The sequence below is a fragment of the Streptomyces sp. NPDC017520 genome (assembly GCF_044329855.1).
GTDB lineage: Bacteria > Actinomycetota > Actinomycetes > Streptomycetales > Streptomycetaceae > Streptomyces.
Genome location: NZ_JBIRKB010000012.1, coordinates 158,516 through 175,011 on the forward strand (window position 1 = coordinate 158,516; position 16,496 = coordinate 175,011).

The following is a 16,496-nucleotide window of genomic DNA, read 5'->3' on the forward strand; positions in this document are numbered from 1 at the left end:
GCCCCGGCCGGTAGCCTCCCTCCCCATGACCGAACTCGACAGGCTGACCGCCCTCTTCATCGCCCTGGGTGCGGAGGACGACGCTCGCGACTGGGCCGAGTCCGAGGCGGAGGAGGGGCTGCCGCAGCTCGCCCGCTACCGCCTCCTGCGGACGGTGTGGCAGGACGTCGACGCCTGGGGCACGGCGGCCCCGCAGTGGGTCGACGCCTACCGTACCGACGGAGCGGCGGCCGGCGCCGTCGACCGGGCCCTCGCGGCCGGGCTCACCCCCGAGGACCTCGGCGCACTGGCCCGCGAAGTCGCCAGGGAGACCGCGTTCGGCGTGCTGTACGCCCTGGCGGACCCTGCGGACGGGTCGCTCCCGGCGGGGGTCGAGGCGCAGCTGCCCGGTTGGCGGCTGGCGGAGCTGAATCCGGCCGGCGCACCGACCGGCCGTTATCTCGACGCCCTCCACGAGGACTTCGCCGAACTCGAACCGAAGGGAGCCGTGTCATGACCGCCTCGCCGGCGCCAGGGGACTCGGGCGCGGTGGCTGCCTCCTCCGTGTCACGGGAAGCGGACGCGGAGCATTCCCCGACCCCCTTCGACCACGCCGAACGGCGCATCTGGTCCGGCAAGGCCGAGGCGTACGCCCGCACCTACGCCCGGCTCTGCGCCCACCCGGCGGCGGGACTCCTCGACGCCGCTGGGGCCGGGCCCGGCAGCCGCGTCCTCGACGTGGGCTGCGGCAGCGGCACCATCGACTTCCTCGCCGCCGGGCGCGGTGCGACGGTCCACGCCGTCGACGCCGAACCCGGCATGGTGGACGCGACCCGCAGGGCGGTCCCGGAAGCCGAGGCGCGTACGGCTCGACCTCCCGAACTTCCCTACGCTGACGACGCGTTCGACGCGGTCGTCGGAAACTTCGTGCTCAACCACGTGGGCCGAGGGCTGTTGGCGCTGCCGCACGCCGCGTTGCCGGCACGCGGGACTTGCCGACGATGCTCCACGTACCGTCGCCGGCCGCGTCCGTGGCGCTGAGGGCGGCCCACGCGTCGTCGTCGAGCTTGAGGGCGTCGAGGAGGTAGGCGGAGACCGCGTCGGCGACGAGGGCGACGCGGGCGGGGTCCTCGTCGGTGGTCTCGGCGGCCGACTCGCCGGCGAGGCCGCCCAGGGTGTGCTCGCCCTCGGCGATGGTGAGCAGGCTCTTCGGGGCCGGGCTGAGGTGGTAGGCGTCGGTGAACCACTCCGGCCCCCGGGTGGAGAGCTGGGACTGGTCCTTGCCGCCCGCGACGACCAGGGCCGGGGTGGTCATGGTGGAGTAGTCCGGCCTCATGAACGGAAGGCGTTCGGCCGCGAACGGGGTGAGGGTGTCGCCGGTTCCGGTCGCGGCGATCAGCGCACCGGCCGAGACGGCGGGGTGGGAGAAGTCCTCTCCGGGAACGCCGTCGGCGTCGAGCACACGCGCGCCGAGGATCGCCCCGGTGGTCTGCGCGCCCCAGGAGTGGCCGACGACCGCTATGCGCTCAAGGTCGACGCGCGTCTCCAGGCCGCCGGCCTGGACAAGGATGTCGCCGAGGCCGTCGATGACCGCGTGGAGGTCGGCGATCCGGACGCGCCAGACGGTGGCGAAGCGCGGGTCGTCCCAGCCGATGCCGTTGCGGCGGGAGTCCAGGTGGGTGGGCTGTACGACGACGAATCCGGCGGCCGCCCACCGATCGACGAGGGGCTCGTATCCGTCCATGGACCAGGCGTTGCCGTGGGAGAACACGATGACGGGAAGGTTCCGGCCCGACAGGGGAGCGGTGACCTTCACCTGGAGGTCGACGCTGCGGCCGGGCGCGGAAACGGAGATGGGCTTGACCGCGACGATCCGCCGGTCGCGGTCGCGGTCGCGGTCGCGGTCTGGGCCGAGGTGGCTGGAAGGCATGAGGGACCTGCGCTTTCTCCACGGGATCGCTCTGCCATACTTTGGCGGAGCGCCGTTCCGCCAACTTAGCGGAACATTGTTCCGCGAGCAAAGGGAGGGCCTCGTGCCGGAATCGGTCGGAGTACGCCAGGCGCAGGCACAGCGCACCCGCGACGGCGTGCTGTCGGCGGCGTCGGCGGTCTTCGTGGACCAGGGAGTCCAGGCCCCCATCCGCGACATCGCCGAACGGGCCGGCGTCGGTGTCGGCACGATCTACCGGAACTTCCCGACACGGGCGGACCTCGTCACCGCCGTCTACCGGCACCAGATCGACACCTGCACCGCACTCGCGCCCCGGCTCCTGGAGGAATCGGCCTCCCCGTTCACCGCCCTGACAGGCTGGGCGGACGCGTTCGTGGAGTTCCTGGTGACGAAGCACGGCCTCGGCGCCGCCCTGGGGTCCGGCGATCCGGGGCTGGAGAACCTCCACGCCCTCATGCTCGACACCCTGGTTCCGGCCTGCGCGACGCTGCTCGACGCCTGCGTCGCCGCCGACGAGATCGGCCCGGACGTCACCGCCTACACGCTCATGCGCGCCATCGGAAACCTCTGCATCACCGGCCCCGACTACGACCGGGCGGACGCCGCGCGCATGGTCGCGACCCTCCTCGCCGGATGCCGTCGCCAGGCATAGCGACAACGCCCGACCGCGCGACCACCGCGTGACGGTCGGCGTGCAGGCCTACGCCGCCTCCCAGTACTGGGCCCGGCAGTCGCGGCAGTGACCCGGGGCCGGAGAGCGGAAGGCGCGGTCACAGCCCTCGCAGGTCTGGAAGGGGGTGACGGGCGTCCGGTGGACCGGGGTCAGCTCCTGGGTGCCGGGGAGCGGCGGTGGCAGGAGCACGGTGAGGCGGTGTCTGACGATTTTCACCGGGTACTTGGGCGGCTGCGGGAGCTCGGTCGTCAGGGCGCGGCGGATGGCATCGGGGTGTGCGCCCCGCTCCAGCCAGGCAGCCGCACCGGGCGCCAGCTCCTCGACATCGTCCTCGGAGAGCACCAGCTCCGGCGCGTGACGCCGAAGGTCGGCGAGGAGCGCGGAGGCGGCCCGGTGCAGCTCCGGGGTCAGCTCGCGGGGCTGCGGGAGCGGCCGGCGGGGAGGCTTGGGCGCGATGCGCGACGGTACGCGGACCGGCGGGTGCGCTTCCTCCGGTACGGGGGTGGGCTCGGGCGGAGGGAGGGGCGCGGGCGCAGGTGCGGGCACCGCAGGCGTCACCACCGGCACCGGTGCCACCGTTACCGGCACCACCGTCGCGCTCCGCAGCAACGCCCCCGGCTGGTTGCAGAACACCGTCCGGGTGGTCATCCGGCCGTTCGGCAGCCTCTCGCGGGTCCGGTGCAGATAGCCGTGGGTCTCCAGCTCGCGCAGTGCGGCGGCGATCGTCGTCTCGCCCTCGGCGAAGCGGGCCGCGAGCGCCTTGATGCCGACCTTGGACCCGGCGGGGAGCGACTGGATGTGTACGCCGATCCCGATCGCGGTGAGGGAGAGCTCGGCGTGCTGCGCGAGATGGTTGCCGACGACCGTGAAGCGGGTCGTGTGCGGGATCGCGACGTGGATCACGCCGGAGAGCGGCAGTGGTCCGGGAACCTCTGCCAGGGCGCGGGTGAGGGCGATATCGTGCTGGGTATCCATCGGGAAGGTCTCTGCTTCCTTGGTGGTCAGGTCCTCGCTCGGGATTGCCGTCCCGGCGGGGGCCGTCTCATGTCTGGGGTTGTGTTCAGCGCGAGCATATGCCTTCCAACCCGGCCGAAATCCACACCAGTTGGTGAATCTCACCCATGTGGGTGACCGATCCACCCCGCAGTTGACCACCGGGATCAGGTGGGGTGGGGTTGGGTAATTTCTCTTGGTTCTTTAGTTAGTTGACGTCGTGGCCCACCGGGTCGCGGTGGCCCACGATCCGGTCGGCCTCCACCGGGTCGTGGCGGGTCACGACCCGGCGCGAGCAGCGATTTCGGGTGGATCTCCGGGTACCCGTCACTCGGCCCGGCCCGGCCCGCCGCCCCTACCCTGCGCGCCATGGCTGACGAAGACGCACGCGAGCTCGATCTCCGCCTTGGCGTCAGGGGATCTTCCGGCGAAAGCCGCTCGGTTCGGAATCCGGCAGCTGACGCACACTCACCACCCCGCACGCTCCGAGCGCGCTCGGCCCCACGGGCGGCCGGGCGTGCTCGTCGGCGTCTGCACCGCGCGGCGGAAGCCCTTTGCGGCGGAAACCCCTGACACCGACAAGCGACTTCGGCACACTGAGTGCATGAACGCTCACCCGGAGAAATCGCCGGACCATCTCACGATCAACGTCACCCGTCACGACGACCCGGTCTCCGAGGTCATCGAGGCGGACGCGTTCGCCTCGGTCCGCAAGTACCCGAACATCGTGGTCCGGGGGCCCCTGTTCGGACTCGCCGAGCAGCGGCGCGGTGACCGGCCGCGCTGGCGGTTGCTGGGCGAACTGGACTGCGGATTCCCGCAGATGGCCCGGGACGAGCTCAACTCGATCCTGTGGTTCAGGGCGAGGGACGATACCGAGGACCCGGCGGTGCGGAGGTCCCTGCTGGACGCCGTGGCACGGCTGGAGGCCGAGGCGACCGACGAGGTGTCGGCGGACGGCGTCCGCTACCGGGTCGTGCGCGCCGACGAGTTCGCCCGGATCGGGGGCGACCGCCTGGAGCCGCCCCGGGCCACCGACCCGGACGAGGACAGCTGGGACCTGGACGCCCCCGACCCCTGCCGCACCGAGGGCTTCGTGGTCGACCACGCGGCGGCCGTCGGGCTGACCGAGGGGATCGACCGGGCCGGGCTGCTGAGGCTCTCCTACACCGCCGCCCGCTTCCCCGATGACGTACGGGCCGACTCCCGGCGGGCGTTGACCACCCACCCCGGGGTCGTGCTCCTCCCGACGACGTTCCGGGTGGTGGAGCGGAAGGAGTCGACCTGGTCGATGGTGACCGGGCAGTACTCGACCCCGCAGGGCGCCCGCCGTGCCCTCGTCCACCACCTCACCAGGCCCGTTCCCCAACTGCCGGATCTGCCGGACATGCCGGAGCTGCCCGCCTGGATGAAGGTGGACGAGAAGGAGGCTGCCCTCCACGCGCGGGCCGCGAAGAAGTTCACCGCGCGCCGGAGGCCCAACGAACTCGTGGTGCGGGGGCGTCGGTACGAGGTGGTCCGGGTCGAGCGTGTGATGCGGATCGGGCCGGACGGGCCGGAGAAGTCGCGCCCGTCCGACGTGGACGACTACGGCCCCTCCCAGATCCACCCCCTCATGGACGAGAAGGGGAACATCACCTACGGCTCGTAGGCGGCCCCCGGCAGATGGACGGAAGAAGGGCGCCGGGCATCAGCCCGGCGCCCTTCAACGGGTCTGCCCGCAGGCTTAGTTGCCCTTGACCGTGACCTTCTCGTCGTTGTTGAGCTGCTCCACCAGCTGCTTCACCTTGGCCTTGTCCCAGACCAGGTTGCCCCCGACGCTGCCCGAGATCGGCATGTTCATCGACGTGCCCTCGCCGCCCGTGACGCCCTTCATGGCGAAGAACATGTTGCCCAGCGCCCAGAGCGACATGTCCTTGTCCACGATCAGCGTGTCCAGGCCCGCGCCCATCGTCGGGTACAGCTTGAACGGGTTGATGATCGTGGACGGGGTCGCCGTCTGGCTCGCCAGCGCCGCGAGGAACTTCTGCTGGTTCTTCGTACGGTCCAGGTCGCTGCCCGCGAACGCGTACCGCGTCCGGACGAAGGCCAGGGACTGCTCGCCGTTCAGCGTCTGCTTGCCGGCCTGGAAGTCGGCCCCCGACTTCTTGTCCTTGAACGCCTTCGGGATGTCCAGCTCGACCCCGCCGATCGCGTCCACGATCTTCGCGAAGCCGCCGAAGCCGATCTCGACGTAATGGTCGATGTGCAGCCCGGTGTTGAACTCCACCGTACGGACCAGGAGTTCGGGGCCGTCCTCGGCGTAGGCGGCGTTCAGCTTCACCTGCCGGCCGGTGCCCTGGAACTTCTTGCCGGACTCGGACCCCACGAAGGACGGGATCTCGACGTTGGAGTCCCGGGGCAGCGAGATCAGCGTCGGGCCGCTGGAGCCGTCGTGCAGGATCATCATCGAGTCGGTCCGCTTGCCCTCCGCGGAACCGGTGCGCAGCCGCTTCTTCTCCTCCGCCGACATGCCCTCACGGCTGTCGGACCCGACGATCAGGTAGTTCGTGCCGTCGCCGGACTCCGGGCGCTCGATGACCTTGGCCAGGTCGACCTCGCGCTTCAGCTTCGAGTCGGCCCAGAAGTACGTCGAGATCGAGACCGCGAGCACCACGACCACCAGGGTCAGCGCGCCGAGCTTGATCCGGCGGCGCCAGTCCGGGGCCGGGCCGCCCTGGACGTAACCGCCGTCACCGCCGCCGCGACGACCGCCTCCGCCGCCCCGGCCGTCGGACCCGCCGCTGCCCGAACCGTAGACCTGGCCCGTGTTGTAGCCGCTGTCGTAACCGGGGCCGGGGCTGTTGCCGTAGCCGCCGTCCTGGTAGCGGTCGTCGTATCCCTGACCCTGCTGCGGCACCTGCGGCCTCTGCGGCGGCGCCGACGGCCTCTGCGGGGCGGGGCGACGCTGGATGTGCGGCATCGCCCGCGCACTCTCGGGCTGGGGGTTGGCACTGCCCCGCCCGTAGCGCTCGCTGCGGTCGCCGGTCCGTCGATCGGGCCAATCGTTCATTGGAACAGTGTGCCGTCCCGGGCCACAGCTATTACAGGGTGTAAGGGAAATCGCACCAGGGCTGTTGCGAACCTGATGCATTCTGCGGGGCGCACGCCCCCGCATAAGGTGGACTGTATGACAGATCAGGCCACCCGCCCGGAGGGCGAGATTCCGGGCAAGCCGACCGCGGCGTCCCGGACCACCCTCAGCCACATCATGACCGGCAGTGACACCAACCTCCTCGGCACGGTGCACGGTGGTGTGATCATGAAACTGGTCGACGACGCCGCCGGCGCGGTGGCCGGCCGGCACTCCGGCGGGCCCGCGGTGACCGCCTCGATGGACGAGATGGTCTTCCTGGAGCCGGTCAGGGTCGGTGACCTCGTTCACGTACGCGCACAGGTCAACTGGACCGGCCGCTCCTCGATGGAGGTCGGCGTCCGGGTGATGGCCGAACGCTGGAACGAGTCGACCCCCGCCCAGCAGGTCGGCAGCGCCTATCTGGTCTTCGCCGCCGTGGACGGGGACGGCAAGCCGCGCCGCGTACCGCCGGTGATCCCCGAGACCGAGCGCGACAACCGGCGCTACCAGGAGGCGCAGATCCGGCGCACCCACCGGCTCGCCCGCCGCCGCGCGATCAAGGAGCTCCGCGAGAAGCGCGCCGCCGACGGCATCGACGACTGAGCCGCCCCGTGGTCACGGGCAGACCACCTCGTCGCCCGTCACCGTGGAGAACTCACCCGTCTCCCGGCCCTCCGCCTTCACCCGCTGCACCTTCGTGAAGTCCGAGCCCACCGTCACCTTCAGCTGCGGGCCCTGGCCCTTCACCGCCTTCAGTTCGCTCCCGGGCAGCGCTGTGGCCAGGGACTTCGCCGACCGGTCCCAGCGCGGGTCGTACTCCACGAGCGTCCGCTTCAGCTCCCGCGCCTCCCCGTTGAGCGGGGCCCCGGTGGTGGCGAAGCCGGTCGCCCGCAGCGCCTCGTCCACTGTCCGGCCGAGACCCGCCTCCGGGGTCCCGTTGTAGACCTGCACCCGGATCTCCTTCGGCGCCACGTCCACGAGCGTGGCCCGAGGCTTCTTCGGACCGGCCGCGGGCTCCGGCTTCGACGGGGCCAGCGGCTTGTCCTCGCGCAGGGCCTGGAACAGCTTCTTCGCCTTCTCCGCGTCCCACCGCACCGTCGAGCCGATGCCCTCGACCGGGAAACTGGGGTCGCCGATGGGCACGGAGGCGAACTCCGACGAGGCCGGCCCGAAGCCCTTCATCGCCTTGCCGAGCGCCAGCATCTGCTCCGTACCGAAGCCCTCGTCGGCCCGGACCGAGCCGAGCGCCGAGGCGGCGACCTGCTGGAATTTCACCGGGTTCAGCAGCACCCCGCTGCTCGTCGCCTGCTTGATCAGCGCCGCCACGAACTTCTGCTGGCGTTCCATCCGGCCCAGGTCGGAGGCCACGTCCACATGGCGCGAGCGCACGTACTGGAGCGCCTGGCCGCCGTCCAGCTCATGCGTGCCCGCGGGGAGGTTCAGCCCGGTGTACGAGTCCTTCATCGGCCGCGCCGTACAGATCTTCACCCCGCCCACCGCGTCGACCGTTTTCATGAAGCTGGTGAAGTCGACCTCCAGATAGTGGTCGATCTTGACCTTCGTCATGTTCTCTACCGTCCGCACGGTCAGCGTGGGCCCGCCCTCCGCATACGCGGCGTTCAGCTTCACCGGGTGGCTCTCGTGGCGCTTGCCCGTGGTGCGGTCGGTGTGGGCGGGCATCTCGGCGTAACTGTCCCGGGGGAGGCTGACCACGCTCGCCCGCTGCCGGTCGGCCGACAGATGGACCAGCATGATCGTGTCGGTGCAGTGGCAGGGCGCGCCGCCGAGCCGGTACTTCTTCTTCTCGGCCTTGGTGATCGTGTCCCGGCCGTCGGTGCCGACGAGCAGCAGATTCGTGCCGTGGCCCGCCTGCGGGCGGTTCTTCATGTCCTTGAACGGATCGACCCGGCCGATCCCGCTCTCCAGGCTGCTCACCACGGCGTGCCCGATCCCGCCGGCCCCCAGCACCAGCACCGAGAGACCCGTGGCCACCCGCATGCCCCAGCGCGGCCGTTCGTCCTGCTCGCGGCGGCGGACCGGCCGTGTGCCCTGCGGCGGGCGGCGGTGCGGGGGAGCGGTGCGGGGGCGCGGCGGACGCTGCGGTCGTTGCGGTGCGGGCACGGGGAGACACCTCCGGGGTGCAAGGGAGACACCTCTGCGGTGCAAGGGGACCATCGCACGGTAGGCCCATACGATCTCCGTCCCGGCCCGCGACCCGGCGGCGCGCACCGGTATCCCCCATTCGCGGTAACGTGGCGGCCGAATAACGCCGCCTCCCGGGGCGCCCGCCTCCCGCGGTGCGGCACCCCCGGCGCCCCCGAGGACCACCCGAGGACCACATGTCTGCCGCGCAGTACCCCGCCGTCTCCGTGATCATGCCGGTGCTCAACGAGGAACGTCATCTCAGGAACTCGGTCCGGCACATCCTGGAGCAGGAGTACCCCGGTGAGATGGAGGTCGTGATCGCGCTCGGCCCCTCCGCCGACCGTACGGACGAGATCGCCGCCGAGCTGGTCGCCGAGGACCCCCGGGTCCACACCGTGCCCAACCCCACCGGCCGCACCCCCGCCGCCCTCAACGCGGCGATCAAGGCCTCCCGCCACCCCGTCGTCGTGCGGGTCGACGGCCATGGCATGCTCTCGCCGAACTACATCGCGACCGCCGTCCGCCTCCTGGAGGAGACCGGCGCGCAGAACGTCGGCGGCATCATGCACGCCGAGGGCGAGAACGCCTGGGAGGACGCCGTCGCCGCCGCGATGACCTCCAAGATCGGCGTCGGCAATGCCGCCTTCCACACGGGCGGCCAGGCGGGCCCGGCCGAGACCGTCTACCTGGGCGTCTTCCGCCGCGAGGCCCTGGAGCGGGCGGAGGGCTACAACGTCGAGTTCATCCGTGCCCAGGACTGGGAGCTGAACTTCCGCATCCGCGAGGCCGGCGGGCTGATCTGGTTCTCGCCCGAGCTGAAGGTCCAGTACCGCCCGCGCCCCACAGTGAAGGCGCTCGCCAAGCAGTACAAGGACTACGGCCGCTGGCGTCACGTCGTCGCCCGCTACCACTCCGGCTCGATCAACCTCCGCTACCTGGCCCCGCCGACCGCCGTCGTCGCCATCGCGGCGGGTCTGGTCCTGGGCGCGGCCGTCACCCCGTGGGCCCTGATCGTGCCCGGCGGTTACGTGGCCGCGATCGTCGCCGGGTCGCTGCCCGCGGGCAAGGGCCTCTCGCTGAAGGCCCGCGCACAGATCCCGGTGGCGCTGGCGACGATGCACATGTGCTGGGGCTTCGGCTTCCTCACCAGCCCCCGGTCGCTGGCCAAGCGGGTCATCGCGAGCCGCCGCCCGGCGATGAACGGCAGCAGCGAGACCGTCTGACACCGGTCGCCCGACGCGTACGAAGGGCCCGCGGCTCGACGTGTACGAAGGGCCCCACCGCCCGACGTGTACGAAGGGTCCCACCGTCCGACGTGTACGAAGGGCCCCACCGTCCGACGTGTACGAAGGGCCCCACCGCCCGACGTGTACGAAGGGCCCCACCGCCCGACGTGTACGAAGGGTCCCACCGTCCGACGTGTACGAAGGGCCCCACCGCTCGGCGGTGGGACCCTTCGTGTACACGTGTCGTTACGGCGTCACCAGGTGTAGTTCGGGTTCACCTTCATGCAGGCCTTCTCGTCGTCGCCGTTGAGGGCGCCCGCCGACTCCGGGGTCTTCTCCTTGCCCTTGGACACCGGGTAGGCCCCGTCCTCGCGCCAGTCCGCGCCCACGGCGAGCGAGATCCCCGAGACGTCCGTGGACCTCTTCACCTGCGACAGCGGAACCCCGAGCGCCTTGGCGACCGCCTGCGCGTCGCCCTCCAGATCCGCGCTCGGGTACAGGACCGCCGTCCGCGCCGCCGCGGTCACGTTGCCGGGGTCGACGGTGGCCTTCGCGTAGCCCGCGTCCTTCAGCTGTTCCATCACGTCACCGGCGCGCCCCGAGGCGGGCCCGAGCGCGTCCGTGGCGGTCCCGTTCCGCACGGCGACGGCGATTTCGCCGACCGGCGCCGACGGGTCCTTCGCGGCCTCCGGCTTCTTCCGCTTGGAGGCCTTGCCGTCCAGCGGGACGTCGTCGCGGACCATCCGGAACAGCTGCTCCGCGTCGCCCGCCTTCGGGTAGACCCGGCCGTTGTTCGTGCCGGTGCCGTACACGTTGGGCATCGTCGACATCGTGATGCGCTTCGTGGGGACTTTCTTGAACTCCTCGGCCAGGTCGTAGAGCTTCTTGACCGTGTCGAGGCCCTTGTCGACCGTCAGCGCCTCGGTGGCCGCCTCGGCGAGGTTCATCAGCTTCGCCGGGTCGGTGAGTTTGGTGCCCTTGCGCAGTTGGCGGACCATCGCGTTCATGTACTGGTGCTGGGCTTTCGCCCGCCAGAGGTCGGTGTTGTCCCCGAAGCCGTACCGGGTGCGCAGCCACTGGAGGGCCTGCTCGCCCTTGACGTAGGTGGTGCCCTTCTCCAGCTTCAGCCCGGAGCCCTTGCCGTCCCGGCCGCGGGAGTTGATGTTGGCGTCGACACAGACCGGGACGCCGCCGATGGCGTCGGCCATCGAGACCACACCGGCGAAGTCGATCATCATGAAGTGGTCGATCCTAATGCCGGTCAGCTCGTACCAGGTGGCCACCGTGCACCCCGGACCACCGCGGCCCAGGCTCTGGTTGGTCTGCACGTCCACGGTGCTGGCGGGGAAGACCTCGCCGTCCGGGGCCGTGCACTTGGGCATCTTCAGCATGGTGTCGCGCGGCATGCTGATCACGGACAGGTTGCTGCGGTCCGCGGAGATGTGGAGCAGCATCTGCACATCGGCCAGCGGCTTCGCGCCGAAGGTCTCCTTTGCCCCGCCCAGCTTCTGGTTGGCCTCGGAGTCGCGGGCGTCGGAACCGATGAGCAGGATGTTGAGCGGGGTCTGACCGGCGGCGTTGGCCTTGTGATCGGCCATCTGCTGGTCGCCGAGGGTCAGATCCTCTTTCTTGATGTTGCCGTTGAGGTGCTCGTAGTAGAGGTAACCGGTCGCGCCGGTGGCCAGTATGAGCACGGAGAGCACGGAGGCGCTCCAGCGCAGGACCCGCCGCTTGGCGCTCTTGGGCGCCCGTCGGCTGCTGCGCGCCCGGGCGCCGCCGCCGTTTCCGCCCCGGCCTCTGGCCGCCCGACGGCCGCCCTCCGGCGCCCCACGGCCACCTGGCTCCTCACGGCCCCCCGGCCCGCCGCCCGGCCCATCGCCCTCGTGCGGGCTCCCGTCCCGGCCGAGTTGATCGGGGCGGCGGCCGCGTGACCGCGTCCTCGCCCCGGGCGTGCTGCTCCGTCCCACCGGACCCCCCATGCTGTTCAGATTTCCGCTGCGGCGCGGTGACCCGGTGTCACTGGGCGCATACAGCTTTGTCGGCGCTTGCCTTCTCGATGTCCTTCGGCGGCTTCGCCGGTCCGGTGATGAGCTGTCCCGCGCCCTTGAAGTCCGCCCCCAGCGTGAGCACCATCGCCTCAAGTTCCTCGGCGTCGGTGGTGCCCTGCTTCATGGCCGTTGCGGGAAGCCCCATCATCTCGGCGAGCGCCCGGGCCTGATCGGCCTGGTTGGGCGCGTACTCCAGCGTCGTCTTCTTGATCTTCTCGGGTGCGTTGGCCTTGTTGGTGGACTTCAGCACCCCCTGCTCGTTCTGGAGCCAGGTGACGGTCGAGCCCGCCGCGCCGGGGATCTCACCGCCGTTGAGGACGTCCACGCGTACGTCGGCGGCCTCGGCCTTCGGTCCCTTGAGCAGGGCCGCCTGCTTGCCCTTGGCGGCCTTCTCCTTCTGCTTCACCTCGGTCAGCGAGGTGTCCGAGCGCATCATCGCGAAGAGCTGCTCGCCCTTGACCGGGTCCACGACCACCGTGACGGGCTTCGGCTCGGCCGGGTTGTCTATGACCGGCATCGTGAGGAAGCTGATGTTCTTCGTGTCGACCTTGCCGATCTCCTCGGCCAGCGTCATCAGCTTCGTCGCGTCGCCGATGGCCGTGTCGACGGTCAGCGCCTTGGTGGCCGCGTCGGCCAGCGAGTACAGCTTCTTCGGGTTGGTCAGGGTGTCGCTCGACTTCATCTCGCGGATCATGGAGCCGAGGAACTGCTGCTGCACCTTGATCCGGTCGAGGTCGCTCCGGTTGCCGAAGCTGTCGCGGGTGCGCAGCAGGGCCAGCGCCTGCTCGCCCTGCACCTTGGACTCGCCCTGGGGCAGCTTCAGGTGCGACTTCGGGTCGTCGATCGGCTTCGCCATGCAGACCTTGACACCACCGACCGCCGACGTCAGGGACTTGACCGCGTTGAAGTCGACCATCATGAAGTGGTCGGGCTTGACGCCGGTGATGTTCTCGACCGTCTTCATCGTGCAGCCGGGATTGCGGCCGTTCTGGCCGAGGCTGGTGTTGAAGCGCACGTTCGGGGTGCCGGGGATGACCGTGGAGGTGCCGTCCTCGTTCTTCGACTCGCACTCGGGGATCTCGGTCACCAGGTCGCGCGGGATGCTCATCGCCGTCGCGTTGGTCCGGTCCTCGGAGACGTGGAACAGGATGGTGGTGTCGGCGTGGCCCTCGCTGCCCTTGTCGCCGTACCCCTCGTTGCCCTTGCCGGTGCGCTTGTCGGTGCCGAGGATCAGGATGTTCATCGGGCCGTCGGTGACGACGTTCTTGCTGCCGGCGTCGCCGACGTCGATGGCGTCGATGTTCCCGTTGAGCTTCTGGTACAGCGCGTACGCTCCGGCCGAGCCGGCGACCACGACGAACGCCATGACCCCGCCCGTCCACAGCAGCGCCTTCTTCTTGCGCGACTTCTGGGGCTTGCGCTTCCGACGGCCGGGCGCGGGCGGTTCGGCGGCCCCGCGCCCCCCCTGGGAGCTGCGGCGGCTGCGCTGGCCGGGCACCCCGCGGCGCGGCCCGTCCGGGGCGCCCTCGCGCTCGCGCTCACGCGAACCGGCACCGCGGCGTCCCGAGCCCTCGTGGGACGAACCGGTCCGGGAGCCGCCCCGGCGACCGGTCCCCTCGGCCGTAGCCGTACGCGAAGGGCTGCTCGACTCCCCAGTGGAGTGATCCAGTCGCAATTCGTAATTGCCGGTGTGCGGGTTGAGTACCCACTGGTCGGCGGGGTCGATATCGTCCGCCCGTCCACGACTGTGCGCGTCCACGGTTGCCTGCGTCCTCCGTCGGTGCCACGCGAGGCGCCCTCCCCCGGCAAGGCGCTCGTTCCTTCGCTCCAGCAGTGCACGACCTGACGGCCGGAAGCACCGGATCGCGTCACACTATCCGGCCGATTCCGCGTCGGGCGACGTGCGTGACACATTCCACGCCCCTTACAACCGGGCATTCTTCCCATTAGGCGTCGATTGCGTTCTATGTCTTGGCAATTGCTTTACTGCTTGCACAGGTCGTCCGCCGCGCTCGAACCCGAATACGTGGGTGTGGGTGTCGGGCTCTCGGATCCCGTGTCGTCCGGTTTCCCGTCCTGCTTCGCCTCCTGGTCCCGCTGTGCTTCCTTGAGTTCGTCGGCCGGGACCACTGCGACGGGCCGGTCCTCGCGGAGTTGCTTGAACAGGTCGCCCGCGTCCGGTTCGACGAGTTCGTCCCGGTTCGCGTTGTTGCGGTACGGCTGCCGGGGCACGGTCAGGAACTGCACCTGCTCGGTCGGCACGTTGCGCATCCCGCGCACCAGGTCGTACAGGTCGCGCAGCGAGTCAAGACCCGGGTCCGTGGTCAGCGACTTGGTCGCCGCGTCCAGCACGGGGTAGAGCCGCGTCGGGTTGAGCAGGACGCCGTTGCTCTGCATCTTGTTCACCAGGGCGCCCAGGAACTGCTGCTGGCGCTCCATGCGTTCGGTGTCACTGCCGTCGCCGAGGGTCTTGCGCGCCCGTACGTAGCCGAGGGCCTCCTCGCCGTCCAGCGTCTGCCGGCCGGCCGGGAGCTCCAGGTGCGCGTCCTTGTCGTCGATCGGCTCCTTGAGGCAGATCTCGACTCCGTCCACGGCGTCGACCATGTCCTTGAAGCCGTTGAAGTCGACGACCATGTGGTGATCGACGCGGATGCCGGTCATCCGTTCCACGGTGCGGATCGTGCAGGCGGTGCCGCCGACCTCGAACGCCGTGTTGAACTGGGTGAACCGCTCCCGCGTCTCCTTGCCGTCCGAGGTGCGGCAGCTGGGGATCTCCACCATCAGGTCACGGGGGAGGGAGACTGCGGTCGCGCTCTTCCGGTCCGCCGCCAGGTGCAGCAGGATCGTGGTGTCGGAGCGCTGACTGCCGCCGTCGTCCCGACCGTACTCACGGTTGTCCCCGGCCCGGCTGTCGGACCCGATGAGCAGGATGTTCTGGGCGTCCATGACGACCGGGGTCGGCCGTTCCTCCTCGTACGCCTTGAGCTCGGCGGCGGCGCTCGTGTCGGTGGTGATGTTCCCGTCGAGCTTCTGGTACATCCACCAGCCCACGCCCGCGGCGACCAGCACGAGGAACGAGGCGGCGAGCGCGGTCCAGCGCAGCCAGTGGCCCTTGCGGGCGGTGCCGCCACCGTCCTTGGACCGGTCGGCCCAGGTCTGCGCGCCGGCGCCGCCCCCGGCCTCGGGCGCGCCGTCACCTTCGCCGGCACTCCCGCCGCTACTGGCCTCGGCGGGGTCGGGACCGGGCTCGGGGCCGGGGCCGGGATCGGAGTCGGGCTCGGCACCCGCCTCGATCTCGGGCTCGGGCTCGGGTCCGGACTCCTGCTGCGACCTGCCCTGCGGCTTGTCCCCGGCCGGGTGGTCCGGGTCGGACGGCGGGCCAGCACTGTCGGTCACGTCTGCGTCCATCCTTCACGTTCGGCGGCGCGAGGGGCCGCCGGTCGCAGGAGTAGACGGCTGAAACTCACGCTTGGTTGTGCACGGCCAGGAGAGTGGTCTGTACCGCCCGATCATCCACCCGCTCCGGAGCCGATTTCCGAGGACTCGGCCCGCTGTGGGCCGGACGAGTGCACCTCAGGGCGCTTGTCATACCGCGGTGTTGGTGACCCGCTCACTCTCGGTCCGCTTGGCCAGCCCCTCCGCGCCGAGCTGCCCGAGGTGGCGGCAGAGCACCACGGACCCGCCGGCCGCCAGTGGCGCGAACAGTCCGGCGCTCAGCCCTTCCCAGGTGTCGTACGTACGCCCGCTGAGCAGCCGGGACCCCGGTACGAGGCCGAGGGCGTCGGCGTCCTCGCGCGCCCGGGCGACGAGCTGCGCACCCGTCAGCTCGACCCCGCCGACGGCCAGCGCGGGCGCGTCCGGATCCACCGGGGCGAAGGGGGCGAACCGGTCGCCCTGGCTCGGCACCTCCACCGCGTAGTCCGCGAACCCCTCGGGCGCCTGCGGGAACCGGCCACCCAGCGGACGCAGGGCGAGGGCGACGCGCTCGCCCCGGCAGGCCCGCGCCCGCTCCAGGCTGTCCGGGCCGGTCACGACGAGATCGGCGGCGGCCGGGTCGCCCTGGACGTCGGCGACGACCCCGACGGAGGAGCAGGCGAGCAGCCAGACCGCGGACTGCCAGTGCGCGGGGAGCAGCAGGGCGAGCCGGTCGCCCGGCTCCGCCGCGAGGTCGCCCTGGAGCAGATTGGCGGTCTTGGCCACCCAATTGGCGAAGGTGGCCACCGACAGTTCGACGCGTTCTCCGGTGGCGTCGTCGTAGAAGGTGACCAGGGGGCGGGCCGGGTCCGCGGCGAGCGCGGATCGCAGCAGGTCGGCAGGGGTGCGGTCGCTGGAGTTCATCCGCGCAAGCGTACGCGGGGCCGCTGTG

The 16,496-nt window shown here is 70.9% G+C and carries 14 protein-coding genes; 6 read left to right on the forward strand and 8 right to left on the reverse strand.

What is annotated here, in order from left to right:
- Nucleotides 1-25: 25 nt before the first annotated feature.
- Entirely contained in the window at nt 26-496 is a 471-nt protein-coding gene (locus ACH4KB_RS26990) for a hypothetical protein (RefSeq protein ID WP_398068478.1), read from the forward strand.
- On the forward strand, nt 493-1,020 hold the full coding sequence (locus ACH4KB_RS26995) for a class I SAM-dependent methyltransferase (protein WP_398068479.1): 528 nt from the start codon (nt 493-495) through the stop codon (nt 1,018-1,020). Before ACH4KB_RS26990 ends, ACH4KB_RS26995 begins: the two co-directional genes overlap by 4 nt.
- On the opposite strand, the gene ACH4KB_RS27000 is transcribed toward ACH4KB_RS26995, so the two are convergent.
- Complete coding sequence (locus ACH4KB_RS27000) at nt 911-1,909, reverse strand: alpha/beta hydrolase family protein (protein ID WP_398068480.1); 999 nt, start codon at nt 1,907-1,909, stop codon at nt 911-913. The two genes, ACH4KB_RS26995 and ACH4KB_RS27000, sit on opposite strands and share 110 nt — an antisense overlap.
- 103 nt (nt 1,910-2,012) lie before the next feature.
- On the opposite strand from ACH4KB_RS27000, the gene ACH4KB_RS27005 reads away from it, so the two are divergent.
- Complete coding sequence (locus ACH4KB_RS27005; protein ID WP_398068481.1) at nt 2,013-2,582, forward strand: TetR/AcrR family transcriptional regulator; 570 nt, start codon at nt 2,013-2,015, stop codon at nt 2,580-2,582.
- Nucleotides 2,583-2,630: 48 nt separating this feature from the next.
- Here the strand turns inward: ACH4KB_RS27005 and ACH4KB_RS27010 are convergent, their stop codons facing one another.
- A complete protein-coding gene (locus tag ACH4KB_RS27010) occupies nt 2,631-3,578 on the reverse strand; it encodes a hypothetical protein (protein WP_398068482.1) in 948 nt (315 codons plus the stop codon).
- Nucleotides 3,579-4,200: 622 nt separating this feature from the next.
- Between ACH4KB_RS27010 and ACH4KB_RS27015 the strand changes: the two genes are divergently transcribed.
- On the forward strand, nt 4,201-5,247 hold the full coding sequence (locus tag ACH4KB_RS27015) for a DUF5954 family protein (protein ID WP_398068483.1): 1,047 nt from the start codon (nt 4,201-4,203) through the stop codon (nt 5,245-5,247).
- A gap of 75 nt (nt 5,248-5,322) precedes the next feature.
- Here the strand turns inward: ACH4KB_RS27015 and ACH4KB_RS27020 are convergent, their stop codons facing one another.
- Nucleotides 5,323-6,648, reverse strand: coding sequence for an LCP family protein (locus ACH4KB_RS27020; protein WP_398068484.1), 1,326 nt, complete (start codon nt 6,646-6,648; stop codon nt 5,323-5,325).
- 117 nt (nt 6,649-6,765) lie between these two features.
- Here ACH4KB_RS27020 and ACH4KB_RS27025 point away from each other — a divergent pair, with 117 nt between their 5' ends.
- On the forward strand, nt 6,766-7,314 hold the full coding sequence (locus tag ACH4KB_RS27025) for an acyl-CoA thioesterase (RefSeq protein ID WP_018961270.1): 549 nt from the start codon (nt 6,766-6,768) through the stop codon (nt 7,312-7,314).
- A gap of 12 nt (nt 7,315-7,326) precedes the next feature.
- Here ACH4KB_RS27025 and ACH4KB_RS27030 read toward each other — a convergent pair whose 3' ends face one another.
- On the reverse strand, nt 7,327-8,709 hold the full coding sequence (locus ACH4KB_RS27030) for an LCP family protein (RefSeq protein ID WP_398068517.1): 1,383 nt from the start codon (nt 8,707-8,709) through the stop codon (nt 7,327-7,329).
- A 341-nt stretch (nt 8,710-9,050) separates the two neighbouring features.
- Between ACH4KB_RS27030 and ACH4KB_RS27035 the strand changes: the two genes are divergently transcribed.
- Nucleotides 9,051-10,079, forward strand: a complete 1,029-nt coding sequence (locus ACH4KB_RS27035) for a glycosyltransferase family 2 protein (RefSeq protein WP_398068485.1) — start codon at nt 9,051-9,053, stop codon at nt 10,077-10,079.
- A 257-nt stretch (nt 10,080-10,336) separates the two neighbouring features.
- Here ACH4KB_RS27035 and ACH4KB_RS27040 read toward each other — a convergent pair whose 3' ends face one another.
- From ACH4KB_RS27040 to ACH4KB_RS27055, 4 genes are all read right to left on the reverse strand, one after another.
- Nucleotides 10,337-12,061 carry an LCP family protein gene (locus ACH4KB_RS27040; protein WP_398068486.1) on the reverse strand — a complete coding sequence of 575 codons (1,725 nt, stop codon included), beginning with the start codon at nt 12,059-12,061 and terminating at the stop codon, nt 10,337-10,339.
- Nucleotides 12,062-12,098: 37 nt separating this feature from the next.
- On the reverse strand, nt 12,099-13,889 hold the full coding sequence (locus tag ACH4KB_RS27045; RefSeq protein ID WP_398068487.1) for an LCP family protein: 1,791 nt from the start codon (nt 13,887-13,889) through the stop codon (nt 12,099-12,101).
- A 224-nt stretch (nt 13,890-14,113) separates the two neighbouring features.
- Nucleotides 14,114-15,538: an LCP family protein gene (locus tag ACH4KB_RS27050; RefSeq protein ID WP_398068488.1), complete on the reverse strand. Its 1,425-nt coding sequence runs from the start codon at nt 15,536-15,538 to the stop codon at nt 14,114-14,116.
- Nucleotides 15,539-15,715: 177 nt separating this feature from the next.
- On the reverse strand, nt 15,716-16,468 hold the full coding sequence (locus ACH4KB_RS27055; protein ID WP_398068489.1) for a TIGR03089 family protein: 753 nt from the start codon (nt 16,466-16,468) through the stop codon (nt 15,716-15,718).
- Nucleotides 16,469-16,496 lie beyond the last annotated feature (28 nt).